The sequence below is a fragment of the Streptomyces sp. NPDC090499 genome, from assembly GCF_044769305.1.
Lineage (GTDB): Bacteria > Actinomycetota > Actinomycetes > Streptomycetales > Streptomycetaceae > Streptomyces.
The window spans coordinates 413,209-438,110 of record NZ_JBIVXP010000001.1 but is presented as its reverse complement, the minus strand read 5'-3'; the positions used below and the strand labels follow the sequence as shown (position 1 = coordinate 438,110).

Genomic DNA, 24,902 nt, shown 5'->3' with positions numbered 1-24,902 from the left:
GGTAAGCGTCCCCACCCCCCGCCCCAGCGCCGGGCACCGATCAAGCGAGCCCCGCTTCGGTTACGGTTCACCCTCATGCGCACCATCCTGATCACCGGCCCCGGCGGCAGCGGCCGTACGACCGTCGCCGCGGCCACCGCCCTGCGCGCCGCGGCCGACGGCACCCCGACCCTCGTCCTGAGCGCCGACCGCACGGACACCCTCGGCGCCGCCCTGGGCACGGCGACAGGACCGGAGCCCACCCGCGTCACCCCCACCCTCACCGCCTGGCGCCCCGACGCAGCCGCCCGCTTCCGCGAGGACCTGACCGCCTTCCAGACCCGCGCCGCGAACGTCCTCGACCTGCTCGGCGCCTCCCGCCTGGACGCCGAGGAACTCACCCCGCTGCCCGGCGCCGAGGAACTCTCCTTCCTCCGCGCCCTGCGCGACGCCGCCCTCTCCGAGCGCTACGACCTGCTCGTCGTGGACCTCCCGCCCGCCCCGCGGGCACTCGCCCTCCTCTCCCTCCCCGAGGAGCTCCGCCGCTACCTGCGCCGCCTGCTCCCGCCCGAGCGGCAGGCGGCCCGCGCCCTGCGCCCCGTCCTCGGCCGTCTCGCCGGCGTGCCCATGCCCGCCGACTGGCTCTACGAGACCGCGGCCCGCTGGGACACCGAGCTGGCCGCCGTGCAGGCCGTCCTCGCCGACCGCGACACCGCCGTACGCCTGGTCGCCGAACCCGGCCCGGCCGGCGCCGACGCCGTCCGCACCACCCGCCTCGGCCTCGCCCTGCGCGGCCTGTCCGCCACGACCCTGGTCGCCAACCGCGTGCTGCCCGAGGCCACCCCGCTGCACGCCCTCGTCGCCCAGCAGCGCAAGGCCCTCGCCGAGTGGGGGGAGGCGTACGACGTCACCGCGGTCGCCCACCTCGGCCACGACCCGCGCGGCACCGACGACCTCGCCGCGCTCGCCCTGCCCGGTGTCAACGCCGCGCCCGCCCCGGTCGGGTGGCCGGTCGACGACCGGATCGAGGCGGACGGCGTCCTCGTCTGGCACATCCCGCTGCCCGGCGCGATACGGGACGACCTCGACCTCGTCCGGCGCGGCGACGAGGTCGTCATCACCGTGGGCGGCTTCCGCCGGATCGTCGCCCTGCCGTCGGCCCTGCGCCGCTGCACCGTCGCCGGGGCCGCCCTGCGCGACGGCGAGCTGCGGCTGCGGTTCGCGCCGGACCCGGAGCTGTGGCCGCGCTGACGATGAAACCGGTACGCCCGTTCGGGTAACGTCGTAGAGACGAACCGTAGTCAGGAGTCCGTCATGAGCGAAGAGCGCCCCGCAGCCGACGCCTCCGAGGCCGCGGACCAGGTACGGGCGACGGACGACGACGCCTGGGCCACCGCCTGTGCCGAGGACCTGGAGGCGGAGAAGGCCCGCCGCCGCGCCCAGTACGGCCCGCCCCCCGGGTCGGCCGCCGAGGAGCTGCGCAAACTGGTCGACGCCGTCGCCGACAAGCTCTCCGGCATCCAGACCCCGCTGCTCGGGGCGGTCGCCGGACCCGCAGCCCAGCAGGTGGTCCGGCAGGTCGTCCAGCAGGCGAAGAACGCCGTCGAGCCCGTCATAGAGCGCAACCCGGACGTCTTCGACCACCTCGCCGCGGCCGGCAGCGAACTCCTCGCCGCCTACCGCTCCGCGGTCCAGGCCCAGGAGACCCGCTGGGCCTCCGGCAAGCACGACCCGGGCGACGACGCAAGCCCCGGTGAACGCATCGACCTGGACTGACGGCCGCGTCGATTCCCTCCGTCCCGCGTCCCCTGCCACCGCCGGCCCGCGCTGCGGGCGGACGACGGGAACCCGACGGCAGGGCCTCGGGTACGGTTGGCCGTAGCGGGGCTCGACCGAAACTGAGGGATTCATGGGACTCACCATCGGCGTCGACATCGGCGGCACGAAGATCGCGGCCGGCGTGGTCGATGAGGAAGGCAACATCCTCTCGACCCACAAGGTGCCGACCCCGGGCACGCCCGAGGGCATCGTGGACGCCATTGCTTCCGCCGTAGAGGGCGCCCGCGCCGGGCACGAGATCGTCGGCGTGGGCATCGGAGCCGCCGGTTACGTGAACCGGCAGCGCTCCACGGTCTACTTCGCGCCCAACATCGACTGGCGCCAGGAGCCGTTGAAGGACGAGGTCGAGGCCCGCGTCGGCCTCCCCGTGGTGGTGGAGAACGACGCCAACGCCGCCGCCTGGGGCGAGTACAGGTTCGGTGCCGGCAAGGGCCACCGCAACGTCATCTGCATCACCCTCGGTACCGGCCTCGGCGGCGGCATCATCATCGGCAACAAGCTGCGCCGCGGGCACTTCGGCGTCGCCGCCGAGTTCGGGCACATCCGGATGGTCCCGGACGGGCTGCTGTGCGGCTGCGGTTCGCAGGGCTGCTGGGAGCAGTACGCCTCCGGCCGCGCCCTGGTCAGGTACGCCAAGCAGCGCGCCAACGCCACCCCCGAGAACGCCGAGGTCCTCCTCGCCCTCGGTGACGGCACCCCCGAGGGCATCGAGGGCAAGCACATCTCCGTGGCCGCCCGTCAGGGCGACCCGGTCGCCGTCGACTCCTACCGCGAGCTCGCCCGCTGGGCCGGCGCCGGCCTCGCCGACCTGGCCTCCCTCTTCGACCCCTCCGCGTTCATCGTCGGCGGCGGCCTCTCGGACGAGGGCGAACTGGTCCTCGACCCGATCCGCAAGTCCTACAAGCGCTGGCTGGTAGGCGGCAACTGGCGCCCGGTGGCCGAGGTCATCGCGGCCCAGCTGGGCAACGAGGCCGGCCTGGTGGGCGCGGCCGACCTGGCGCGGGAGCCCGACCCGATCATGTAAACGCCGCCCACGGGTCCCACCTGCTTTCAAGGGGCGCGGGGAACTGCGCGACAAGCCACGACGCACCGGCCAGTCGCACACCCACCCTGCGCCCCACCCCCGTAGGCGCACAGCCCCTCTCCCGGCGTACATTGATCAATATGGTGACGCTCCCCAACTCCCACACAGAGCCCGACGGTTCCGCCGTCATCCGCGTCCTCAGCTACAACATCCGCTCCCTGCGGGACGACACCGACGCCCTCGCCCGCGTCATCAGGGCCTGCGCCCCCGATCTGGTGCTGGTCCAGGAAGCCCCCCGCTTCTTCCGCTGGCGCAAGAAGCTCGCCCGCCTGGCGTCCGCCGCCGACCTGGTGATCCTCACGGGCGGAGCCACGGCAGCCGGTCCGGCGATCCTCTGCGACCTCCGCGCCACCGTCGAGCGCACCGAGGACGTCCTGCTTCCCCTCACGCCGGGACTGCACCGCCGCGGCCTCGCGACCGCCGTGGTCCGCTTCGGCGGCGTCCGCCTCGGCGTCACCAGCTTCCACCTCAGCCTCCGGCAGGACGAGCGCTACGAGCAGGGCGGCATGCTCCTCGACCGGGTCGCGGGCCTGGGCGTGGAGCACGCCGTCGCGGGCGGCGACCTCAACGACCGCCCCGACGGCCGCACCTTCCGCCGCCTGGCCGACGCCTACCAGGACTGCCGTACCACCGCACCCTGGGGCGGCGAGTTCACCTCCGGGTCCACCGGCCCGCACCAGCGCATCGACGCGATCTTCGCGACCAAGGGCATCGAGGTGCTCGGCTGCGGTGTACCGACCGGCCTGCCCGGCGTCACCGACGCGGATCTGCGGGCGGCCACCGACCATCTGCCGGTCCTGGCCGCCCTCAGGGTGCCCGCCGCCTCCTGACCGGCTGCCGTCCCCTCCGCTGCCTCGCCCGGTCCGCGCGGTCACGGCGGGACGGCGCGTCCGGACGCCCGAGGGCCCGTCCGGAGTGGTTCCGGACGGGCCCTCGGGCGACAGCGGACCGGTCAGACGACGGCTCCCCGCCCGGGGTCGCCGTCCTCCTCGTCGTCGGTCTTCATCCTGGTCACCAGCGTGACGAACCCGCCCAGGAAGCCGCCGATGCCCAGCGTCGCGAGCCACCAGGTCATGTCCCAGCCCAGCAGCACCGCGAGCAGCAGCAGGAGCGGGCCGCCCACCACACCCAGCCAGGCGAACTTGGCCGTCGCGTCGGCCTCCGGCAGCGGCGGCGGCTCGGGCGGCACGAAGTGGCCCTCGTCGTCCTCGTCGAAGTCGTCCTCGGACGGCTCCGGCGCCGTGTAGTCACGCGGGCCGCCCACCCCGGGCGCGAAGGAGATGGAACTGCCCAGCGGCTGCGCGGGCCGCTGCTCCTCGGCCGTCGCGGCCCCCGTCCCGGCGGGCTCGGCGCCCGCGTCGGTCTCGTCCTCGTCCTCGTCCATCGCCGGCAGCGCGAGGTCCTTCACCGGCTTGAAGGGCGTCGTGCCCGGTGGGTCCGGCGGCTCGTCGCCGTACCCCGCGACGATCGCCGCCCAGGCGGCCGCCTCGTCGAAGGGCACCCCCGTCTCGTCCGGCTCGCGGTCCTCGCGGTCGGAGTCGTGCTCAGCCAACTGCGGCCGTCCCTTCCTTGCCGACACTGGGTGCGAGCCGGCCGATGAAGGCGAGGCTCTCCTCGAAGATCCGGTCCGCGTCATGGTCCAACGTCGCGACGTGGTAACTCTGTTCCAGCACGACCTCCGTTACGTCCGTGGAGGACACCCGGCTCAGGATGCGGGCGGAATCCGCCGCCGGAACCACATGGTCCGCGGCGCTGCGCAGGAGCAGCAGCGGCTGGGTGACCTGCGGCAGCTCCTTGTCCACCTGGCGGAAGAAGTTCCGCAGCGAGTGCGCGCTGTGCAGCGGCACCCGGTCGTACCCCACCTCGGCGGCGCCCGGTCTGGCGATGTCGCTGGCGATGCCCCGCGTCGTGCGCACGAGGTGCCGGGCCACCGGAAGGGCGTACGCCGACAGGCCGTGCACCTTGTTCGCCGGGTTGACGATCACCACGCCGTCCACACCCGTACCGTTCCGCGCGGCCAGCCGCAGGGCCAGCGTGCCGCCCATCGACAGGCCCGCCACGAACACCTGGGAGCAGCGCTCGCGCAGCAGCCGCAGCTCGCGGTCCACCTCCGCGTACCAGTCCTGCCAACCGGTGACGGCCATGTCCTCCCAGCGGGTGCCGTGGCCGGGCAGCAGGGGCAGGGACACGGTCAGGCCGTGTGCCGCATGGTGTTCCGCCCAGGGGCGCAGCGACTGGGGCGAGCCGGTGAAACCGTGACAGAGGAGGACACCGGCCTCCCCGCCGTCATGGCGGTACGGCTCGGCTCCGGGGAGAACCGGCACCTTCGGTCTCCAATTCATTTCGAGTTCGTTCGAGAGGGCGGAACTGCGGGAGCCGTGGACGACGACTCCGGTTGTGCTTCACCGTACGCGACGGCACTGACACCGACCAGGGTCGTCGGGCCCATTCCCGGCGCTCCGGGTTAAGGTCTGATCGACGGAAACAGGAGGCACTCGGTTGTTGTACGGCGCGATGAAGGTCGCTATCGGGGGACCGCTCAAGGTCACCTTCAGGCCCTGGGTGGAGGGCCTGGAGAACGTCCCGGCCGAGGGCCCGGCGATCCTGGCCAGTAACCACCTGTCCTTCTCGGACTCTTTCTTCCTGCCCGCGGTGCTGGACCGCAAGGTCACCTTCATCGCGAAGGCCGAGTACTTCACCACCCCCGGGCTGAAGGGCCGCCTCACGGCCGCCTTCTTCAAGGGCGTCGGCCAGCTCCCCGTCGACCGCTCCGGCGCGCGCGGCGCCGGCGAGGCCGCGGTGCAGAGCGGCATAGACGTGCTGGAGCGCGGCGAGCTGTTCGGCATCTACCCGGAGGGCACCCGCTCGCCCGACGGCCGCCTCTACCGGGGCAAGCCCGGCGGCCTCGCGCGCGTGGCGCTCGCGACCGGCGCCCCGGTCGTCCCGGTCGCCATGATCGACACCGAGAAGATCCAGCCGCCGGGGCAGGTGATGCCCAAGCTGATGCGGCCGGGCATCCGGATCGGCAAGCCGCTGGACTTCAGCCGCTACCAGGGCATGGAGCACGACCGGTTCGTGCTGCGCGCGGTGACCGACGAGGTCATGTACGAGATCATGAAACTCTCCGGCCAGGAGTACGTGGACATCTACGCGACGGCCGCCAAGCGGCAGATCGCGGAGGCGGCCAAGGCCGGGAAGGACGCGGCGAAGGCCGAGAAGAAGACCGCCGAGTCCTAGACCGGCGGCAGGGGGCCCGCAACCGGGGGACCGGCGGCCGGGGAGGGCAGGGGGACCGGGGGACATGAGCAAGCGGGAACGCGTCGTACGGATGTCGGTCGAGCAGCCGCTGTGGCGCGCCCTCACCGGCTACCGCGTGCTGACCCTGTTGTACGCGATCGGCCTGTTCGCCTCCGCCTACGACGACTACGACCGCGCGGGCGTCGCCATCGCCTACTACGCCGTCCTGACCGTCTGGACCCTGGCGACCCTGCCCCGCGTGCAGAACGCGGCGGCCTGCACCAAGCGCTTCCTCGCCGTCGACCTCGCCGTCGCGCTCACCGGCATCGTGCTGACCCCGTGGGTGGTCACCCAGGGTCACATCGACCGGGGCGGCCCGACCCTGCCGTCGATCTGGACCGCCGGCTCGGTCCTCGCCTACGCCCTCAAGGGCGGCTGGCGCTGGGCCGCGTTCGCCTCCACGCCGGTCGCCGCCGCCAACCTGATCGAGCGCGGCCACCCGGCCCGCGACACCGTCCACAACGTGATCCTGGTCTGGGTCGCCTCCATCGCCATCGGGTACGTCGTCGAGGTCGCCCGCGCCTCCGAGCGCACCCTCGCCCGCGCTCTGGAGATCGAGGCGGCGACCAGGGAACGGGAGCGGCTCGCCCGGGACATCCACGACGGCGTGCTCCAGGTGCTCGCCATGGTGCAGCGGCGCGGCGCGGACCTCGGCGGCGACGCGGCCGAACTGGGCCGGCTGGCAGGCGAGCAGGAGGCGGCTCTGCGGACGCTGGTCTCCGGTGGCCTGGTGCCGCCCTCACGGCTCTCGGAGGACGAGGCCGAGGGCGCCGTCGTCCGCCTGGTCGAGGAGCCGGAGACCGGCGGTCCCGTCGACCTGCGCACCCTGCTCTCGCGGTACGCCGGGTCCCGGGTCAGCCTGGCCGAGCCCGGCGCGCCGGTGGAGCTGCCGCCGGGCGCCGCACGCGAGTTGGCCGCCGCGGTCGGCGCCGCCCTGGACAATGTGCGCAGGCACGCGGGCGAGGCGGCGCGGGCCTGGATCCTGGTCGAGGACGAGCCCGGCGAGGTGGTGGTGACGGTCCGGGACGACGGCCCCGGCATCCCGGAGGGGCGGCTCGCCCAGGCCGAGGGGGAGGGGCGGCTCGGGGTGGCCCAGTCGATCCGGGGGCGGCTGCGCGACCTCGGCGGCAGCGCCGAGCTGTTCTCGACTCCCGGGCAGGGCACGGAAGTAGAGCTGAAGGTACCGAAGGTCTCCCCGGGGAAGGCGGAGCGGCGATGAGCATCAAGGTCATGGTGGTCGACGACCACCCGATGTGGCGGGACGCGGTCGCCCGTGACCTGGCCGAGTCCGGCTTCGAGGTGGTCGCCACCGCGGGCGACGGCGACCAGGCGGTGCGCCGCGCCAAGGCCGCCGCGCCCGACGTCCTCGTCCTGGACCTCAACCTGCCGGCCAAGCCGGGCGTCCAGGTCTGCAAGGAACTCGTCGGCCACAACCCGGCGTTGCGGGTCCTGGTCCTCTCCGCGAGCGGGGAGCACGCCGACGTCCTGGAGGCGGTGAAGTCCGGCGCGACGGGTTACCTGCTGAAGTCGGCCTCGACGGAGGAACTCCTCGACGCGGTCCGCCGTACCGCCGTCGGCGACCCGGTGTTCACGCCCGGCCTCGCCGGTCTGGTGCTCGGCGAGTACCGCCGGCTGGCCTCCGAGCCCGCCCCGGAGGCGCACCCCGACCGGCCCGACACGCCCCGGCTCACGGACCGCGAGACCGAGGTGCTGCGGCTGGTCGCCAAGGGCCTGAGCTACAAGCAGATCGCCGAACGCCTGGTCATCTCCCACCGCACGGTCCAGAACCACGTCCAGAACACCCTCGGCAAGCTCCAGCTGCACAACAGGGTGGAGCTGGTGCGGTACGCGATAGAGGCGGGCCTCGACGACGACTGAGCCGACGACTGAGCCGACGGCCGATCCGACGACTGATCTGATCTGATCTTCGGGCGGCGGTAAACCAACCGCCTGACAATTCACCGGAATTGCCCTTCCGCGCCCATCCCTGTGTGAGCTGGATCACCATTAGCGTGAGTCCCACAGGCAACCGCGGCGAAGGGACATTTCCATGCGGGTCGGAGTACTGACCGGAGGCGGCGACTGCCCCGGGCTCAACGCCGTCATCCGGGGCATCGTCCGCAAGGGCGTGCAGGAGTACGGCTACGACTTCGTCGGCTTCCGGGACGGCTGGCGCGGACCCCTCGAAGGCGACACCGTCCGCCTCGACATCGCCGCCGTACGCGGCATCCTGCCCCGCGGCGGCACCATCCTCGGCTCCTCGCGGACCAATCCGCTCAAGCAGGAGAACGGCATCCGCCGGATCAAGGACAACCTCGCCAAGCTGGAGGTCGACGCGCTGATCGCGATCGGCGGCGAGGACACCCTCGGCGTCGCCGCCCGCCTCACCGACGAGTACGGCGTGCCCGTCGTCGGCGTGCCGAAGACCATCGACAACGACCTGTCCGCCACCGACTACACCTTCGGCTTCGACACCGCCGTCGGCATCGCCACCGAGGCCATCGACCGGCTGCACACCACCGCCGAGTCCCACATGCGGGTCCTGGTCTGCGAGGTGATGGGCCGGCACGCCGGCTGGATCGCCATCCACTCCGGGCTCGCCGGCGGCGCCAACGTCATCCTCATCCCGGAACAGCGCTTCGACGTCGACCAGGTGTGCGCCTGGGTCACGTCCCGCTTCAAGGCGTCGTACGCCCCGATCGTGGTCGTCGCCGAGGGCGCCATGCCCAAGGACGGCGAGATGGTCCTCAAGGACGGCACGCTGGACTCCTTCGGGCACGTCCGGCTCTCCGGGGTCGGTGAGTGGCTGGCCAAGGAGATCGAGAAGCGCACCGGCAAGGAGGCCCGGACCACCGTCCTCGGGCACATCCAGCGCGGCGGCACGCCCAGCGCCTTCGACCGCTGGCTGGCCACCCGCTTCGGCCTGCACGCGGTCGACGCCGTCCGCGACGGGGACTTCGGCAAGATGGTCGCGCTGCGCGGCACCGACATCGTCCGGGTCCCGATCGCCGAGGCCACCGCCAAGCTGAAGACCGTCGACCTGAAGCTGTACGAGGAGGTCGGGGTGTTCTTCGGCTGACAGCCGGCTTCCCCGCTCCACCCGCGCGCCGCCACGGCCACCGTGACGGCGCGCAAAGGCGTCCTGCACAGGGCCGAGCTTTTGGGCAACGGCCACGGCAGGACACCCAGGGGCGCGGGGAACTGCGCGACAAGCCCCCACGCACCCGCACCCGAAACTCAAGCCTGAACGGTTCCGGTGCCGCGCAACTGCCCCACCAGCTCCCGCACCACGGCGGCCCCGTTCAACGTGAGCACCGACTCGGGATGGAACTGAACCCCCGCGAACCCGGGCCCCCGCAACGCATGCACCTCCCCGTTCGCCGCCCGGCCCACCTCCACCCCGTGCGCCGCCAGCTCCCGCGCCGCCTCGTCGTCGCAGCGGGCCACGAAGCTGTTGTAGAAGCCGACCGTCTCCGGCCGCCCGAACAGGTCCACGGTCGTCTGCGCCCCCTGGTAGGGGACCTCCTTGCGGACGATCTCCAGCCCCAGTTCCGCCGCGATCAGCTCGTGCCCGAGGCAGACGCCCAGCACCCCGTGCCGGTGCTCCCGGATCACGGCCGCCGCCAGCTCCCGCAGGAACCGCATCTTCGGATCGTCCAGGTCGGACGGGTCACCGGGCCCCGGGCCCAGCACCACCGGGCCCCGGTGCGCGAGCACGGCCGCCCGCAGCCCCGGTTCGTCGTAGCGCCGGACGGTGACGTCGAGCCCGCCGGCCCGCAGCACGTGCGCGAGCATCGCCGTGAACGTGTCCTCGCCGTCCACCACGAGCGCATGCCCGGACAGCTCGCCGGTCCGCTCCTGCATCCGCAGCCAGAACGGCGCCAGGGAGGTCCGCCGCCCGTCCAGCGCGGCCCGCACCCGGGGGTCGTCGGCCAGCCGCGGTCCCGTTCGCTCCGCACGCGGCCGTGACGGCCGTACCCCGAGGGCCGCCAGCACGCCCGCCGCCTTGGCGTGCGTCTCCGCGACCTCGCTCGCCGGGTCCGAGCCGCGGACCAGGGTGGCGCCGACGGGCACCCGCAGCCGGCCGTCCGCGTCGATGTCCGCGGTACGGATCAGGATGGGGGAGTCCAGGGTCTGCGCGCCGCCGGAGTCATGGCCGAGCAGGGCCAGCGCCCCCGCGTAGTAGCCGCGGCCGCCCACCTCGTGCCGTTCGATCACCCGGCAGGCGTTCTGCACCGGCGACCCCGTGACGGTCGCCGCGAACATGGTCTCCTTCAGGACCTCCCGCACGTCCAGCGAGGACCGGCCGCGCAGCTCGTACTCGGTGTGCGCGAGGTGCGCCATCTCCTTCAGCCGCGGCCCGACGACCACCCCGCCCATGTCGCCGACCGTGCACATCATCTTGAGCTCCTCGTCGACGACCATCGACAGCTCCTCGATCTCCTTGCCGTCGGCGAGGAAACCGAGCAGGTGCTCGGGGGTGGGGCCCTCGGCGGGATAGCGGTACGTGCCGCTGATCGGGTTCATGACCACCGTGCCGCCGGACATCCGCACGTGCACCTCGGGGCTGGCGCCGACCAGCGTCCGGTCCCCGGTGTGCACGACGAACGTCCAGTACGCGCCGCGCTCGCCCTCCAGGAGCCGCCGGAACAGGGCCAGCGCGTCGGCGCGGCCGAAGCCCGGGATCTCACCCTGGTACGTCCGCCGGATCACGAAGTTCGCGCCCTCGCCCCGGCCGATCTCCCCGCGCAGCACCCGGCCGACGATCTCGGCGTACGCGTCGTCGTCGACGTCGAAGGCGCCGGAGTCGACGCGGACGTCGTGGGAGGGGAGGGTGGCGAGGGCCTCGTCGAGTGGAATGTGACATACCACCGTCGGGGTCAGGACCAGCAGCGGCGTCCCGTCGTCCCGGACGTCGAACCCCCGTTCCCGGATCTGCCGGTACGGGATCAGGGCCAGCCCCTCGTCGGGCAGGTCGGCGAGCCGGTCGTGGGCGGTGACCGGGCCGGTCAGGAGCTCCACCGTGCTCCCGTCGTGGCCGGGGGTGCGGCGGCGGAGCAGGGCGAAGGGGCGGTCGTCGTGGAGCAACTGGGTCAGGTCCATGGTTCCTCTGCTGCCTGGTGGGGCTGGTGAGGGAGGAACGACCCCGGGAACGCCGAAGGCCGCCCCTCCGGGCGGCCTTCGCGAAGTCTTGCGTACGCGCAGTCAGTGGGCCGCCGGAGGAGCGGTCCACCACCAGTTCTGGGTCGAATGCGCGAACATGCGGGAAACCCTACCCCACCCTGCGCCCTGTCCACAGGACAATCGCGGCGTCTCACCAGTCGAGCCGGAGGAAAACATGGCGACACGACCCCGTAATGTTTACGAGGTGACCGTGAACGCTAAGACCAGCCTCGGTGCTGGCAACACCTGGCGAAACCTGCCCGCGGCGCAGCAGCCCGAGTACCCCGACCCCGAGGCTCTGCGCAAGGCCGTTGCGGAGCTGGAGTCGTATCCGCCGCTCGTCTTCGCGGGCGAGTGCGACCAGCTGCGCGCCCGGATGGCGTCCGTCGCCAAGGGAGAGGCGTTCCTGCTCCAGGGCGGCGACTGCGCCGAGGCCTTCGACGCGGTGTCCGCCGACCACATCCGCAACAAGCTCAAGACCCTCCTCCAGATGGGTGCCGTACTGACGTACGCCGCGTCGGTGCCCGTGGTGAAGGTGGGGCGGATCGCCGGTCAGTACAGCAAGCCGCGCTCCAAGGGGACCGAGACCCGCGACGGCGTGACCCTGCCGACGTACCGCGGCGACTCGGTCAACGGCTTCGACTTCGACGAGAAGGCCCGTATCCCGGACCCCGAGCGGCTGAAGCGGATGTACAACGCGTCCGCCTCGACGCTGAACCTGGTGCGTGCCTTCACCACCGGCGGTTACGCGGACCTGCGCCAGGTGCACGCCTGGAACCAGGACTTCGTGAAGTCCTCGCCGTCCGGCCAGCGCTACGAGCAGCTCGCCCGCGAGATCGACAACGCGCTGAACTTCATGCGGGCCTGCGGCGCGGAGCCGGAGGAGTTCAAGACGGTCGAGTTCTTCTCCTCGCACGAGGCGCTGCTCCTTGACTACGAGACCGCCCTGACCAGGGTCGACTCGCGCACCGGCAAGCTGTACGACGTCTCCGCCCACATGGTGTGGATCGGTGAGCGGACCCGGCAGCTGGACGGGGCGCACATCGAGTTCGCCTCGAAGATCCGCAACCCGCTCGGCCTCAAGCTCGGCCCGACGACGACCGCCGAGGACGCGCTGAAGTACATCGACCGCCTCGACCCGGACCGCGAGCCGGGCCGGCTGACCTTCGTCGTCCGCATGGGCGCGGACAAGGTCCGCGACAAGCTGCCCGAGCTGGTCGAGAAGGTCACCGCCTCGGGTGCGACCGTGGCCTGGGTGACCGACCCGATGCACGGCAACACCTTCGAGGCGGCCTCGGGCCACAAGACCCGCCGCTTCGACGACGTGCTCGACGAGGTCAAGGGCTTCTTCGAGGTCCACAAGACCCTCGGCACCCACCCCGGCGGCATCCACGTCGAGCTCACCGGGGACGACGTCACCGAGTGCGTGGGCGGCGGCGACGAGATCTTCGTCGACGACCTGCACCAGCGTTACGAGACGGCCTGCGACCCGCGGCTGAACCGCAGCCAGTCCCTGGACCTGGCGTTCCTCGTCGCGGAGATGTACCGCGACCAGTAGGGCGGCCTCATGGGGGTGGGGCGCGGATCACATGCGATCCGCGCCCCACCCCACTTTTGCGCCCGCCGAGTGATGGGTAAGGTTAGGTTTGCCTCACCGATCCATCGGGACGGCACCACTGATCGATCCCGGCGGGAGGTGAATCCGCGTGTACGTCTGCAGCTGCTTCGGAGTGACCGAGGCGCAGGTCAAGCAGCATGCGGAGGACGGTGCCTGCACCCCCCGCCAGATAGCGTCCGCCTGCAAGGCCGGCACGGACTGCGGTTCGTGCGTCCGCCGCATCCAGGCGATCCTCGGCCGCGGCAACTGCCCGCGCCGCGACCTGGCGGACCAGGGCAGGCCCGTACTGGCGGCACTGCCCGGTGAGCGCCCCGAAGGGGTGCGGGGAACTGCGCGATCAGCCGCGACGGGCCCGCAGGTGACCGACGACCTGCCTCGGCCTTTCCCGCGGAGCGCCTAGCTGCTCTCCGGCTGCTCGATGATCTGCGAGATGTAGAGCGCCTCGCCGAGCTTCTCCACCAGCTCCAGCTGGGTGTCGAGGTAGTCGATGTGGTGCTCCTCGTCCTTCAGGATCTCCTCGAAGATGTTCGCGGACGTGACGTCGCCCTTCTCGCGCATCATCTTGATCCCGCGCTTGAGGCGGTCGATCGCCTCCACCTCGATCTGCCGGTCGGCCTCGAACATCTCCTTCACCGTCTGCCCCACGCGGACGTGGAACAGCCGCTGGTAGTTGGGCAGCCCCTCCAGGAACAGGATCCGGTCGGTGAGCACCTCGGCGTGCTTCATCTCGTCGAACGACTCGTGCCGGGTGTACTTCGCGAGCTTGTACCAGCCGAAGTTCTCCTGCATCTTCGCGTGCAGGAAGTACTGGTTGATCGCGGTGAGCTCGCCCGTGAGCTGCTCGTTGAGGAATTCGATGACCTCGGGGTCGCCCTGCATCGCAGAGGCTCCTTCCACGGACTGGGGTGTTTGCGGCGCATGATTGCACCAGCGTGGAAGATCGTCCAGTAAGTGCGTACTTAGTAAGTAAGTGCATGGTTGGCACCAGTTGGCCGATTTGTCGATCTTCGGGGGATCTGCCTGGTCAGGTGCACTGCCCGTGGTCTGTCAGGATGGAGGGCATGGGTCATCGGGTGGAGCGCGCGTCTCGGGAAACCGCGGGAGCCGGGCTTCCGCCGGGACAGCGGCTCCAGCGCGGCTGGCCCGTCACGCACTACGGCCCGGTCCCCAGGTTCCGGCCCGAGCGCTGGGAGTTCCGGATCTTCGGCGCCACCGCCGACGGGGACGCACACCTCTGGAACCACGAGCAGTTCACGGCCCTGCCGTACGCCACCGTGGTCGCCGACCTGCACTGTGTGACGAAGTTCAGCATGCTCGGCGCGGAGTGGGGCGGGATCCCGGCACGGACCGTCCTGGAGCTCGCGCCGCCCGCTGCCGAGGTCACCCATGTGATGGTCTGGGCCGAGTACGGCTTCAGCTCCAACCTGCGGCTCGCGGACTTCGCCGCCGAGGGCGCCCTCTTCGCCACCCACAAGGACGGTGAACTGCTCACCGCCGAGCACGGATTCCCGGTCCGTCTGGTCGTCCCGCACCTGTACGCCTGGAAGGGACCCAAGTGGGTCCGCGGCGTCGAGTACATGACCGCCGACCGCCGCGGCTTCTGGGAGGAGCGCGGCTACCACAACATCGGCGACCCCTGGAAGGAACAGCGGTACTCCTACCAGGAGGAGCCGGGGGACGGCCCGGAACTCTGAGCCGCCGGTGCCCGGCCGGCTCAGCTCTCCCGGAGCCGCTTGAGGCGCTCGACGTCGGCCGCGTGCCCCTCCTTGCCGCCGGGCGTCTCGATGACCAGCGGCACGCCCGCGGTCGCGGGGTGGGTCATCAGCGCGCGGAACGCGTCCTCGCCGATGTGCCCGGCGCCGATGTTCTCGTGCCGGTCCTTGTGCGCGCCCACCACGTCCTTCGAGTCGTTGGCGTGGATCAGCTTCAGCCGCCCCTCGCCGACGGTCGACACGAGCAGGTCCAGCGTCCGGTGCATCCCGCCCGGCCCGGTCAGGTCGTGCCCGGCGGCGAAGACGTGGCAGGTGTCCAGGCAGACGCCGAGCTTCGGATGGGCGTCCAAGGCCTCGAAGTACGGGCCGAAGTCCCAGGTCCGCGAGCAGAGCGAGGCACCCTGCCCGGCGGTGGACTCCAGGAGCAGGAACGGGTCGTCGTCGTGGGTCAGCTCGTCGAGCAGCGGCAGCAGACGTGCCCGTACCTGCTTCAGGGCCACGTCCCGGGCCCGGCCGCCGGTCGCGCTGCCGGTGTGCACGACCACCCCGAGCGCCCCGATCTCCCGCCCCCGCCGCAGCGAGTGCCGCAGCGACTCCACCGACCGCTCCACGGTCGCCTCGGTGTGCGAGCCGAAGTTGATCAGGTACGGGGCGTGCACGTACGCCGGGATCGACTCCTCCGCACAGGCCGCGCGGAACGCCTCGTCCTGCTTCGGACTGCCCGCCGGGGTGGCCCAGCCGCGCGGGTTGGCGACGAAGACCTGCACGGTCTCGGCCCGCAGCTCACGGGCGTACGACAGCCCCACCGAGTGCAGACCGCCGGCCACCGGGACATGGCCGCCGACGGGGTTGCGGGACGGACCCGACTGCTCGCTCTTCACCCGTCCAGGGTGTCACGCCGGGGCCCGGCCCCCGTCACCGGACGGTGATCGTGATCGTCGACCCCTTGGGGGCCTGCTCCCCGGCGTCCACCGACTGCTTCTTCACCGTGTCGCCGAACAGCCCGAGCAGCCCGCGGTCCTCCTTGACCTGGAAGCCGGACTGCTCCAGCAGCTTGGTCGCGTCGTCCACGGTGGCCCCCACCACGTTCGGCACCTCGACCAGCTCCGGGCCCTTGGACAGCGTCAGCGTCACCGTGTCGCCCTCGGCGGCCTGCGCGTCGCCCGCCGGGGTCTGCCGGGCGACCTGCCCCTGGTCGTACTCGGAGCTGACCTCGGTGGCGGACACCGTCACCTTCAGCCCGGCCTCCTGGAGCTCCTGCCGGGCGTCGTCCAGGTCGTCGCCGGTGACGTCCGGGACGTCGACCGGGGCCCCCTTGCTGACGACGAGCGCGATCGCGGTCCCCGCGTGCCGCCCGGTCCCGGCCCCCGGGTCGGACGAGATGACCGACCCCTTGGGCACGTCCTCGCTGAACTCCCGTGTCACCATGCCTGGTTGGAGCCCTCCGGCGGTCAGCAGCAGCCTGGCCCTGGCCAGCGTCCGCCCCTGTACGTCCGGCACCTTCACCGTCTCGGGGCCGTCCGAGATGGTGAGCTGCACCGAGTCGTTGCTGCGGATGCGCTTGCCGGCCGCCGGGTCGGTGCTGATCACCGTGCCCCGCTTCACCGTGTCGCTGTAGGCGTGCTCGACCGACCCGACGTCGAGCCCGGTCTCCCTCAGCCGCTCGGTGGCCTGGGCCTCCGTCTTCGACAGCAGGGGCGGGACCTTGGTGAACTGCCCCGAGTTGATGTACCAGACGCCGGCGCCGGCACCGAGGACGATCAGTACGGCGACGACCAGTGTCAGCAGCCCGCGCCGGGACCGACGGCCCCCGCGCCGCCGCTCCGGGACCGGCGGCGCCTCGAACCTGCTGGTCCGCAGCACCCCCTCGTCCTCCTCGTTGACGGGCAGCGGCCGGGGCACCGTCAGCGACCGGGGTATGACACTGGTCCGGTCCTCGGCGATGTCGTGCGCGTCCGCCAGCGCCTGCGGCGGCACGGCGTCCAGCTGCTCGGCGCGGAGTGCGCCCCGCGTCTGCCTCAGCAGGGCGAGCAGCGCCACGGCGTCGTGCGGCCGGACCGCGGGATCACGGGCGGTCCCGCGGGCGACCAGTCCGTCCAGCTCGTAGGCGAGCCCCGGCACCACGGCGGACGGCGCCGGCACGTCCTCGTGCAGATGCTTGTAGAGGATCACCGCGGCCGAGTCCGAGTCGTGCGGCTTCTGCCCGGTGAGCATCTCGTACAGCACGACACCGCACGCGTAGACGTCGACGCGCGGATCGGCGGCCCCGTTCTCGACCTGCTCGGGCGCGAGGTACGACACGGTGCCGAGCACGGCGCCGGTCGTCCTGGTGACGGAGTCCACGGACCGCACCAGCCCGAAGTCCGCGACCTTGACCCGCCCGTCGTCCCCTATCAGCACGTTCTCGGGCTTCATGTCCCGGTGCACGAACCCGGCCCGGTGCGCGGCGCCCAGCGCGGCCAGCACCGGCTCCAGGATGTCCAGCGCGGCCCGCGGCTGCAGCGCGCCGCGCTCGCGCAGCACGTCACGCAGGGTGCAGCCGGCGACGTACTCCATGGCGAGATACACGTACGAGCGGTCGGCCCCCTGGTCGTAGACCTGTACCACGTTCGGGTGGGCCAGCCGGGCGACGGACTTCGCCTCCCGGATGAACCGCTCGACGAAGGAGCCGTCGGCGGCGAGCGCCGGGTGCATCACCTTCAGCGCGAGCACACGGTCCAGCCGGACGTCCAGCGCCCGGTAGACCGTGGCCATCCCGCCGACGGCGATCCGCGCGTCGACGCGATACCGGCCGTCGAGCACCTGCCCGACGAGAGGGTCCTGAAGGGTCATATCCACCCAGCGAGTGTACGAGCACCGGCTGACACCCCCACAGGTGAGACCGCTTTCCGGGGGGACTTGCAGCGCACCTGTGACGCTTTGCACCTGGCTGAAATACATCCCCCACCGCCCCGCAGCCGCCGACGGCGCTCGGCCCCGGGCGTGCTTTCTCCCCTCCCGCAGCCGTCGACGGTGCTCGGCCCCGGGCGTGCTTTCTCCCCTCCCGCAGCCGTCGACGGTGCTCGGCCCCGGGCGTGCTTTCTCCCCTCCCGCAGCCGCCGACGGCGCTCGGCCCCCACGGGAGAGCCCCGCTTCTCAGCAGAGAGTTTCGGGTGGTGCGCGGGTGGGAGAGCGGACGGGAGCGGACCGGCGTTCAGAACGCGGGGCGCTCGGGGTCCAGCACGGCCAGGCCCTCCGCAGGAGACGACGCCTCCGCGAGGTACCTGCGGGGAATCCGCCCCGCCAGCCGGGCCAGCCGCCCCGCCTCCACCCCGGCCCGCATGGCGTGAGCCATCCGCTCGGGATCCTGCGCCCGCGTCACCGCCGACGCCAGCATCACCCCGGCGCACCCCAGCTCCATCGCCAGCGCCGCGTCCGACGCCGTACCGGCTCCCGCGTCCAGAATCACCGGCACGCGCGCGTGCTCGACGATCAGCTGGAAGTTGTGCGGGTTGCGGATCCCGAGCCCCGACCCGATCGGCGACCCGAGCGGCATCACCGCGGCGCACCCCACGTCCTCCAGCTTCCGGGCCAGCACCGGATCGTCGTTCGTGTACGGCAGCACCGTGAACCCGTCGTCCACCAGCGTCTCCGCCGCCTCCAGCGTCTCGACCGGGTCCGGCAGCAGCGTCCGCTCGTCGGCGATGACCTCCAGCTTGACCAGATCGGTCCCCAGCGCCTCCCGCGCCAGCCGGGCCGTCAGCACCGCCTCGCCCGCGGTGTAGCACCCGGCCGTGTTGGGCAGCACCCGGATCCCGAGCCGGTCGAGCACCGACAGCACGGAGCCCCGTACCCCCGGGTCCACCCGCCGCATCGCGACCGTGGTCAGCTCGGTCCCGGACGCGACGAGCGCCCGCTCCAGCACCTCCAGGCTGGGCGCGCCCCCGGTACCCATGATCAGCCGGGAGGAGAACGTCGTACCCCCGAGGACGAAGGGATCGTCGGCCATGGCGCTCAGCCTCCCTGCACGGCGGTCAGGACTTCCACCCGGTCACCGTCGGCGAGCCCGGTCGTGGACCACTGACCGCGCGGTACGACGGTCTCGTTGACGGCCGCGGCCACCCCGGAGGGCGCGGCGGTGAGGGACCGTACGAGCGAGTCGAGAGCGGTGCCCGGGGCGATCTCCCGGCGCTCCCCGTTGACGGAGATGGAGATGGTGACGGAGAGGTTCATGCGGTCTGCTCCACAAGTACGCGGGGAACGGGGTCGAAGCGCCTCGGCGTGAAGGGACGGGCCTCCGCCGGCAGCTCGCCGCCGGTCAGCAGCTCCGCCATGACGTCTCCGGTGACCGGCGTGAGCAGTACCCCGTTGCGGTAGTGCCCGGTGGCCAGCAGCAGTCCGTCGAGGCGGGTCGGCCCGAGCAGCGGCGCGTTGTCGGGGGAGCCGGGACGCAGTCCGGCCCGGGTCTCGGTCAGAGGCAGCTCGGTGATCCCGGGCACCAGCTCGTGCGCGTCGCGCAGCAGCTCGTACACGCCGCCCGCGGTGACCGTGGTGTCCCAGCCCAGCTCCTCGCTGGTGGCGCCGACGACCAGCTCGCCGTTCTCCCGGGGCACCAGGTACACGTTCCCGCCGCGCACCACGGCCCGTACGGTCCGGCTGAGGAACGGCGCGTACCGGGCGGGCACGGTCAGCCGCAGCACCTGCCCCTTCACCGGCCGCACCGGCGGCAGCACGTCGTCGGGCACGCCCGCCAGCCGCCCGCTCAGGCTGCCGCCCGCGAGCACCACCTGCCCGGCGGTCAGGGCATCGCCCGCGCGGGTGCGGACACCGGCCGCCCGCTCCCGCACCACCTCCAGGCGCTCGGCCCAGTCGCGGTGGAACACCACCCCGGACCGTTCGCACGCGGCCACCAGCGCGGCCGCCAGCCGGCGCGGGTCGATCTGGTGGTCGCCGTCCACCCGCAGCCCGCCGCGCACGCCCGGCGCGAGCATCGGCTCCAGGCGTCGGCACTCCCGCCCGGACAGCCACTCGGACTCCAGCCCCGACTGCTGCTGGAGGGCGTGCAGCTCGCGCAGGTGGGCGCGGTCGTCGGCGTCCAGCGCGACCGCGAGGGTGCCGCAGCGCCGGTAGCCGAGATCGTGGCCGGTGAACTCGGTCAGCTCGGCGGCGAAGGCGGGATAGCGGCGGGCGGAGGCCAGGTTGAGCCCCAGCAGGGTCTGCTCGCCGTAGTGCAGCTCGGTGACCGCGGCCAGCATCCCGGCCGCGACCTGCGCGGCCCCGCCGCCGGGTTCGGGGTCGGCCACGGCGACGGCGAGCCCGCGCCGGGCCGCCCGCCAGGCCGTGACCAGGCCGATGATGCCGCCCCCGATGACGAGGACGTCGGACGTATGTGAGGACATGGGCGTCCAGCCCCTCCCTTCGCCGGCATGACCCGGATCAGGTTCGTACGGTCGGAGGCCGCCAGCCTCCCTCTCAGCCCGGTGCGTCCGGGCTCCCGCGTGTGCTTCCCCGCCACCCTAGCCCGCGGGGCTCCGCCCCCGTAAGACGGCCCCGGACCGCGCTGCGGGCCGTGCTGTGGAACAGGTCACTCGCCACGACCCCTGACTGACTCTTTGTCAGTTGTCTATCGTTCTTGTCTATGGTGATCACGTGAGCGAGCAGACGCAGCGACGGAGCACGTCACAGACGCGGCGCGTGGTCGTCGTGGGCGCGGGGATGGCCGGGGTGCAGACCGCGGTCGCCCTGCGCGAGCAGGGGTTCGCCGGGACCATCACACTGATCGGCGCCGAACCGCACCAGCCGTACGACCGGCCGCCGCTCTCCAAGGCCGTGCTGCTCGGCAAGTCGGAGGGCTCCGCCTTCGAGGTCGACTTCGAGGCGCTCGGCATCGAGCTGGCGCTGGGCCGCGAGGCGCTGGGCGTGCGCACCGCCGACCACGAGCTCGACACCGAGGCGGGACCGGTGCCGTACGACGTCCTGGTCCTCGCCACCGGTGCCGAGCCGGTCACGCTGCCCGGCACCGAGGGCGTGCCCGGCGTCCATCTGCTGCGCACCCTGGACGACGCCGAGCGGCTGCGGCCCGTGCTCGCCCGGCAGCACGACATCGTGGTCGTCGGCGCGGGCTGGATCGGCGCCGAGTTCGCCACCGCGGCCCGCGAGGCGGGCTGCGCGGTCACCGTGGTCGAGGCCGCCGACCGGCCGCTCGCCGGAGCGCTCCCCGCGGAGGTCGCCGCGCCGATGGCCGCCTGGTACGCGGACAGCGGCACCGACCTGCGCACGCACGCGCGCGTGGCGGGCGTCGAGCCCGGCGCGGTGCTGCTCGACGACGGCTCGCGGCTGCCCGCCGGCGCCGTCGTGGTCGGCATCGGCGCCCGCCCCGCCACCGCCTGGCTCACCGGCTCCGGCATCGGGCTGGGCCCGCACCGCGAGGTACTCGCCGACGACCGCCTGCGCACCGACGTCCCCGACGTCTACGCGGTCGGCGACTGCGCGTCCTTCCCGTCCGGCCGCTACGGCGAGCGCCTGCTGATCCACCACTGGGACAACGCCCTCCAGGGCCCCCGCACGGTCGCCGCCAACATCCTCGGCGAGACCGACGCCGTCTACGACCCGGTGCCGTACTTCTGGTCCGAACAGTTCGGCCGCTTCGTCCAGTACGCGGGCCACCATGCAGGCGCCGACCGGCTGGTGTGGCGCGGCGACCCTTCCGGCCCGTCCTGGAGCGTCTGCTGGCTGCGCGAGGACCGCCTGGTCGCTCTGCTGGCGGTAGGCCGCCCCCGCGACCTGGCGCAGGGGCGACGGCTGATCGAGGCGGGCCGCCGGATGGACCCCGAGGCCTTGTCCGACCCGGGGAATCCGCTCAAGAACGCCACGACCACTTGAAAGCGCCCTGAGAGGAACGCGCCCCGAAGGGGCGCGGGGCTGTGACATATGCGGCTCCGCCGCGTGGGCGCGGCCGGCCCCCACCGTGCCGCACCCGGACAACGACCCATCGCGGCCCACCCGGCAAAGCGCCTACCCTTGACCCCGTGACCGAGATTGACACGAAGACCGATGCTCTCGTCCCCGCCTGGCTCACCCTCCCCGACATCGCAGAGATGATGGACGTCGAGGTGACGCGCGTGCGGCAGCTGGTCAAGGAGGGCCAGCTCATCGCCGTCCGCCGCGGTGAGAACAAGGCACTGCACGTCCCCGCCGCCTTCATCGACGGGGACAAGGTCGTCAAGGGCCTGTCCGGCACCCTGACGCTCCTGCGGGACGACGGCTTCACGGACGAAGAGATGCTGGAGTGGCTCTTCACTCCCGACGCGACCCTGCCCGGCACCCCCGCGCAGGCGCTCAGCGAGAATCGCGGCACGGAGGTGAAACGCCGCGCCCAGGCGCTCGCCGTCTGAGGCAGCCAGTACCGACGACAACGGGGGACCTACCGATGACCGACACCGCCCGCGCCCAGCTGGCCGACGCCCGGCTCTACCTGTGCACGGACGCCCGTAAGGAGCAGGGCGACCTCACGGAGTTCCTGGACGCGGTCCTGGCGGGCGGTGTCGACATCGTGCAGCTGCGCGACAAGGGCATGGAGGCCGCCGAGGAGCTGGAGCACCTCGCCGTGTTCGCCGACGCCTGCGCCCGGCACGGCAAGCTGCTCGCGGTCAACGACCGCGCGGACGTGGCCCACGCGGCCGGCGCCGACGTGCTCCACCTCGGCCAGGGCGACCTGCCGGTCCCGGCCGCTCGCGCGGTCCTCGGCGCGGACGTCCTGATCGGCCGCTCCACACACGCCGAGTCCGAGGCCGCCGCGGCCGCCGTCCAGGACGGCGTGGACTACTTCTGCACTGGCCCCTGCTGGCCCACCCCGACCAAGCCCGGCCGCCCCGCCCCCGGCCTCGACCTGGTGCGGTACACCGCCGCCCTGGGTACCGACCGCCCCTGGTTCGCGATCGGCGGCATCGACCTCGGCAACCTCGACCAGGTGCTGGACGCGGGCGCCCGCCGGGTGGTCGTGGTCCGCGCGCTCACCGCGGCCGACGACCCGGGCGCGGCGGCGGCCGAGTTCGCGAAGCGGCTGCGGTCGCTGTAGCGGGAGTGCGTGGCGGTGGCGGTGGCAGCGGCAGTGACGGGGCCCGGCTGTCCGGAAACTTGTCCAGTATCCGGACACAGGCTCCGCAAGAGTTCGACAATCCGGGCAAATGTCCCGAGTGCGGTTGGGTGACCGGCCGCCCCTGACTAACCTGCGGGTATGGCCCTCGGAACCGCATCCACCAGGACTGACCGCGCACGCACCGTGCGCGACATGCTCGCCGGCGGCAAGACCACGTACTCGTTCGAGTTCTCGGCGCCGAAGACCCCCAAGGGTGAGCGGAACCTGTGGAGCGCTCTCCGGCGGGTCGAGGCGGTCGCCCCCGACTTCGTCTCGGTGACCTACGGCGCCGGCGGTTCCACCCGCGCGGGCACCGTCCGGGAGACCCAGCAGATCGTCGCGGACACCACGCTCACCCCGGTCGCCCACCTCACCGCGGTCGACCACTCGCTGGCCGAGCTGCGCAACATCATCGGCCAGTACGCGGACGCCGGGATCCGTAACATGCTCGCCGTGCGCGGCGACCCGCCCGGCGACCCGATGGGCGAGTGGGTGGCGCACCCGCAGGGCCTGACCTACGCGGCCGAACTCGTCCGTCTCATCAAGGAGTCCGGCGACTTCTGCGTGGGCGTCGCCGCCTTCCCGGAGATGCACCCGCGCTCCAGCGACTGGGACACCGACGTCCGGCACTTCGTCGACAAGTGCCGCGCGGGCGCCGACTACGCCATCACGCAGATGTTCTTCCAGCCCGAGTCGTACCTTCGCCTTCGCGACCGGGTCGTCGCGGCCGGCTGCGAGACCCCGGTGATTCCGGAAATCCTGCCCGTCACCAGTGTGAAGATGCTGGAACGGCTGCCCAAACTCAGCAACGCGGCCTTCCCGGACGCCCTGAAAGAGCGGATCCTCACAGCGAAAGACGATCCGGCGGCGGTACGCTCCATTGGCATCGAACACGCCACGGAGTTCTGCGCGCGGCTGCTCGCCGAGGGAGTGCCAGGACTGCACTTCATCACGCTCAACAACTCCACGGCGACGCTGGAAATCTACGAGAACCTGGGCCTGCACCATCCTCCGCGGGCCTAGACCGGCCGCACCGGAGTACGACACACTGCGTAGCGGTTACAGGGAGAGGGGCGTACATGGGCTGGACGGTCCTCTACGTAGCGTTCGGCATCGTCGCGCTGTGGCTGCTGGGCGAGGTACTGCTGCAGTACAAGGCGCGGCTGCGCTGGCGGCTGCTCGCCTTCGTCGGCTTCGTCGGCGTCGTCTTCGGTGTCCTGATCCCGTCGGTCATCGTGATCGGCGTGGGCGCGATCGCCTTCGCGGTCGGCCAGACCTACGTCACGCTGTCCTTCCGCCGCGGCTTCGAGGCCGGCTGGGCGGTCAAGCGCCCCGGTGCGGAGGGTGACGGCGGCCGCCTGACCAAGCGCCGCCGCGGCGAGCCCGACGAGGGCGAGGACCCGGGGCCGGAGGCCACCGGCCCGGACGCGGCCGACTCCTCCTACGCCGAGCAGCAGGGCGGCTACGCCACGGCCGACGGCGGCGCCTCGTCCTACGGCGGCGACGAGTACGACCGCGACGACGTCTTCACCCCGGCGGCCCGCACCATGGAGCCCGGCGCGGCCGAGAGCACCGCGGTGTACGAACCGCAGCCGATGCCCGAGGACACCGGCTCCTACGGCGTCTACCGCGACTCCGGCTACGCCGCCACCGGCGACCAGCAGGCCGCCTACGCGACCGCCGGCCAGGACCAGGCGTACGCCGCCCAGGGCACCGACCAGAACTACGCCTACGACTACTCCGGGTACGGCCAGCAGCAGTACGGCTACGACACGAGCGGCGGCCAGCAGCAGTACGCCAACTACTCCGACCCGTACATCGGCAACCAGACCTACGGCGGCGGGTACGACCAGTCGTACGGCACCCAGCAGTACGACCAGCAGGGCTACGCCCAGGGCCAGTACGGCAACGGCACCGGCGGCTACGGCGAGACCCCGGCGGGCGGCGTCTGGGTCCCGCAGCAGCGCGCCGACGAGACCTACGGTGGCGAACTCCCGCAGGAGCAGCAGTACCCCTACCAGGGCCAGGCCGACGGGCAGGGGCAGCAGCAGGGCCACCAGGGCAACGGGTACGACGAGCAGTACCGTTTCTGAA

25 protein-coding genes, 1 pseudogene and 1 riboswitch are annotated in these 24,902 nt (G+C 72.4%); of the genes and pseudogenes, 16 read left to right on the top strand and 10 right to left on the bottom strand.

The genetic code is table 11. The features are described 5' to 3' along the window. The first annotated feature begins 75 nt into the window (after positions 1-75). The 4 genes from ACIQVL_RS02010 (at position 76) to ACIQVL_RS01995 (ending at position 3,732) form a co-directional block, all read left to right on the top strand. Positions 76-1,230, top strand: coding sequence for an ArsA family ATPase (locus ACIQVL_RS02010; RefSeq protein ID WP_403474019.1), 1,155 nt, complete (start codon positions 76-78; stop codon positions 1,228-1,230). A gap of 63 nt (positions 1,231-1,293) precedes the next feature. Next, the gene (locus ACIQVL_RS02005) at positions 1,294-1,755 is read left to right on the top strand and encodes a DUF5304 domain-containing protein (RefSeq protein WP_403474018.1); all 462 of its coding nucleotides are present in this window, start codon (positions 1,294-1,296) and stop codon (positions 1,753-1,755) included. Between the two features lie 133 nt (positions 1,756-1,888). Further along, complete coding sequence (locus ACIQVL_RS02000) at positions 1,889-2,842, top strand: ROK family glucokinase (RefSeq protein WP_403431255.1); 954 nt, start codon at positions 1,889-1,891, stop codon at positions 2,840-2,842. Between the two features lie 140 nt (positions 2,843-2,982). Beyond that, positions 2,983-3,732: an endonuclease/exonuclease/phosphatase family protein gene (locus tag ACIQVL_RS01995; RefSeq protein WP_403431257.1), complete on the top strand. Its 750-nt coding sequence runs from the start codon at positions 2,983-2,985 to the stop codon at positions 3,730-3,732. A gap of 122 nt (positions 3,733-3,854) precedes the next feature. Here the strand turns inward: ACIQVL_RS01995 and ACIQVL_RS01990 are convergent, their stop codons facing one another. Then, complete coding sequence (locus tag ACIQVL_RS01990) at positions 3,855-4,454, bottom strand: hypothetical protein (protein ID WP_403431260.1); 600 nt, start codon at positions 4,452-4,454, stop codon at positions 3,855-3,857. Continuing rightward, positions 4,447-5,226: an alpha/beta hydrolase gene (locus ACIQVL_RS01985; protein ID WP_403431263.1), complete on the bottom strand. Its 780-nt coding sequence runs from the start codon at positions 5,224-5,226 to the stop codon at positions 4,447-4,449. The genes ACIQVL_RS01990 and ACIQVL_RS01985 overlap by 8 nt, the downstream gene beginning before the upstream one ends. Positions 5,227-5,404: 178 nt before the next feature. Between ACIQVL_RS01985 and ACIQVL_RS01980 the strand changes: the two genes are divergently transcribed. From ACIQVL_RS01980 to ACIQVL_RS01965, 4 genes are all read left to right on the top strand, one after another. Then, a complete protein-coding gene (locus ACIQVL_RS01980; protein ID WP_403431447.1) occupies positions 5,405-6,139 on the top strand; it encodes a lysophospholipid acyltransferase family protein in 735 nt (244 codons plus the stop codon). 64 nt (positions 6,140-6,203) lie between these two features. Continuing rightward, a complete protein-coding gene (gene macS / locus ACIQVL_RS01975) occupies positions 6,204-7,418 on the top strand; it encodes a MacS family sensor histidine kinase (protein WP_403474017.1) in 1,215 nt (404 codons plus the stop codon). Further along, positions 7,415-8,077 (top strand): response regulator, encoded by a 663-nt coding sequence (locus ACIQVL_RS01970; RefSeq protein ID WP_403474015.1) that lies wholly within the window; start codon positions 7,415-7,417, stop codon positions 8,075-8,077. Before macS ends, ACIQVL_RS01970 begins: the two co-directional genes overlap by 4 nt. Before the next feature lie 172 nt (positions 8,078-8,249). Continuing rightward, positions 8,250-9,278, top strand: coding sequence for a 6-phosphofructokinase (locus ACIQVL_RS01965; protein WP_403474014.1), 1,029 nt, complete (start codon positions 8,250-8,252; stop codon positions 9,276-9,278). A 158-nt stretch (positions 9,279-9,436) separates the two neighbouring features. On the opposite strand, the gene ACIQVL_RS01960 is transcribed toward ACIQVL_RS01965, so the two are convergent. Together ACIQVL_RS01960 and ACIQVL_RS01955 are read right to left on the bottom strand one after the other, a co-directional pair. Next, positions 9,437-11,302, bottom strand: a complete 1,866-nt coding sequence (locus ACIQVL_RS01960) for an anthranilate synthase family protein (RefSeq protein WP_403431271.1) — start codon at positions 11,300-11,302, stop codon at positions 9,437-9,439. Between the two features lie 102 nt (positions 11,303-11,404). Next, positions 11,405-11,461: a trp operon leader peptide gene (locus ACIQVL_RS01955; RefSeq protein WP_225634270.1), complete on the bottom strand. Its 57-nt coding sequence runs from the start codon at positions 11,459-11,461 to the stop codon at positions 11,405-11,407. 106 nt (positions 11,462-11,567) lie between these two features. On the opposite strand from ACIQVL_RS01955, the gene ACIQVL_RS01950 reads away from it, so the two are divergent. Together ACIQVL_RS01950 and ACIQVL_RS01945 are read left to right on the top strand one after the other, a co-directional pair. Continuing rightward, positions 11,568-12,920, top strand: a complete 1,353-nt coding sequence (locus ACIQVL_RS01950; protein ID WP_403431274.1) for a class II 3-deoxy-7-phosphoheptulonate synthase — start codon at positions 11,568-11,570, stop codon at positions 12,918-12,920. 148 nt (positions 12,921-13,068) lie between these two features. Beyond that, a pseudogene (locus ACIQVL_RS01945) lies at positions 13,069-13,278 on the top strand (bacterioferritin-associated ferredoxin); the annotation flags it as partial. Between the two features lie 98 nt (positions 13,279-13,376). Here ACIQVL_RS01945 and bfr read toward each other — a convergent pair. Then, positions 13,377-13,859: a bacterioferritin gene (bfr, locus tag ACIQVL_RS01940; RefSeq protein ID WP_403431277.1), complete on the bottom strand. Its 483-nt coding sequence runs from the start codon at positions 13,857-13,859 to the stop codon at positions 13,377-13,379. A gap of 182 nt (positions 13,860-14,041) precedes the next feature. On the opposite strand from bfr, the gene ACIQVL_RS01935 reads away from it, so the two are divergent. Further along, complete coding sequence (locus ACIQVL_RS01935) at positions 14,042-14,674, top strand: sulfite oxidase-like oxidoreductase (RefSeq protein ID WP_403431279.1); 633 nt, start codon at positions 14,042-14,044, stop codon at positions 14,672-14,674. A 20-nt stretch (positions 14,675-14,694) separates the two neighbouring features. On the opposite strand, the gene ACIQVL_RS01930 is transcribed toward ACIQVL_RS01935, so the two are convergent. The 5 genes from ACIQVL_RS01930 to thiO all read right to left on the bottom strand — a co-directional run bounded on the left by ACIQVL_RS01930 (position 14,695) and on the right by thiO (position 20,070). Beyond that, a complete protein-coding gene (locus ACIQVL_RS01930) occupies positions 14,695-15,573 on the bottom strand; it encodes a deoxyribonuclease IV (protein WP_403431281.1) in 879 nt (292 codons plus the stop codon). 34 nt (positions 15,574-15,607) lie between these two features. Beyond that, on the bottom strand, positions 15,608-17,530 hold the full coding sequence (gene pknB / locus ACIQVL_RS01925; RefSeq protein WP_403474013.1) for a Stk1 family PASTA domain-containing Ser/Thr kinase: 1,923 nt from the start codon (positions 17,528-17,530) through the stop codon (positions 15,608-15,610). Between the two features lie 355 nt (positions 17,531-17,885). Further along, positions 17,886-18,680, bottom strand: coding sequence for a thiazole synthase (locus ACIQVL_RS01920; protein ID WP_403431287.1), 795 nt, complete (start codon positions 18,678-18,680; stop codon positions 17,886-17,888). Between the two features lie 5 nt (positions 18,681-18,685). Next, on the bottom strand, positions 18,686-18,904 hold the full coding sequence (gene thiS, locus ACIQVL_RS01915) for a sulfur carrier protein ThiS (RefSeq protein ID WP_403474011.1): 219 nt from the start codon (positions 18,902-18,904) through the stop codon (positions 18,686-18,688). After that, entirely contained in the window at positions 18,901-20,070 is a 1,170-nt protein-coding gene (thiO, locus tag ACIQVL_RS01910; RefSeq protein WP_403431292.1) for a glycine oxidase ThiO, read from the bottom strand. The genes thiS and thiO overlap by 4 nt, the downstream gene beginning before the upstream one ends. Beyond that, a riboswitch (TPP riboswitch) is annotated at positions 20,068-20,179 on the bottom strand. It overlaps the preceding gene by 3 nt. A gap of 141 nt (positions 20,180-20,320) precedes the next feature. Between thiO and ACIQVL_RS01905 the strand changes: the two genes are divergently transcribed. The 5 genes from ACIQVL_RS01905 (at position 20,321) to ACIQVL_RS01885 (ending at position 24,901) form a co-directional block, all read left to right on the top strand. Further along, positions 20,321-21,553, top strand: a complete 1,233-nt coding sequence (locus tag ACIQVL_RS01905; protein ID WP_403431293.1) for an NAD(P)/FAD-dependent oxidoreductase — start codon at positions 20,321-20,323, stop codon at positions 21,551-21,553. A gap of 146 nt (positions 21,554-21,699) precedes the next feature. Beyond that, positions 21,700-22,065 carry an Rv2175c family DNA-binding protein gene (locus ACIQVL_RS01900; RefSeq protein ID WP_403431296.1) on the top strand — a complete coding sequence of 122 codons (366 nt, stop codon included), beginning with the start codon at positions 21,700-21,702 and terminating at the stop codon, positions 22,063-22,065. 35 nt (positions 22,066-22,100) lie between these two features. After that, positions 22,101-22,748, top strand: coding sequence for a thiamine phosphate synthase (gene thiE / locus ACIQVL_RS01895; RefSeq protein WP_403431298.1), 648 nt, complete (start codon positions 22,101-22,103; stop codon positions 22,746-22,748). Between the two features lie 159 nt (positions 22,749-22,907). Beyond that, on the top strand, positions 22,908-23,831 hold the full coding sequence (gene metF / locus ACIQVL_RS01890) for a methylenetetrahydrofolate reductase [NAD(P)H] (RefSeq protein WP_403431301.1): 924 nt from the start codon (positions 22,908-22,910) through the stop codon (positions 23,829-23,831). Positions 23,832-23,887: 56 nt separating this feature from the next. Then, entirely contained in the window at positions 23,888-24,901 is a 1,014-nt protein-coding gene (locus tag ACIQVL_RS01885; protein ID WP_403431304.1) for a hypothetical protein, read from the top strand. The last annotated feature ends 1 nt before the right edge of the window (position 24,902 follow it).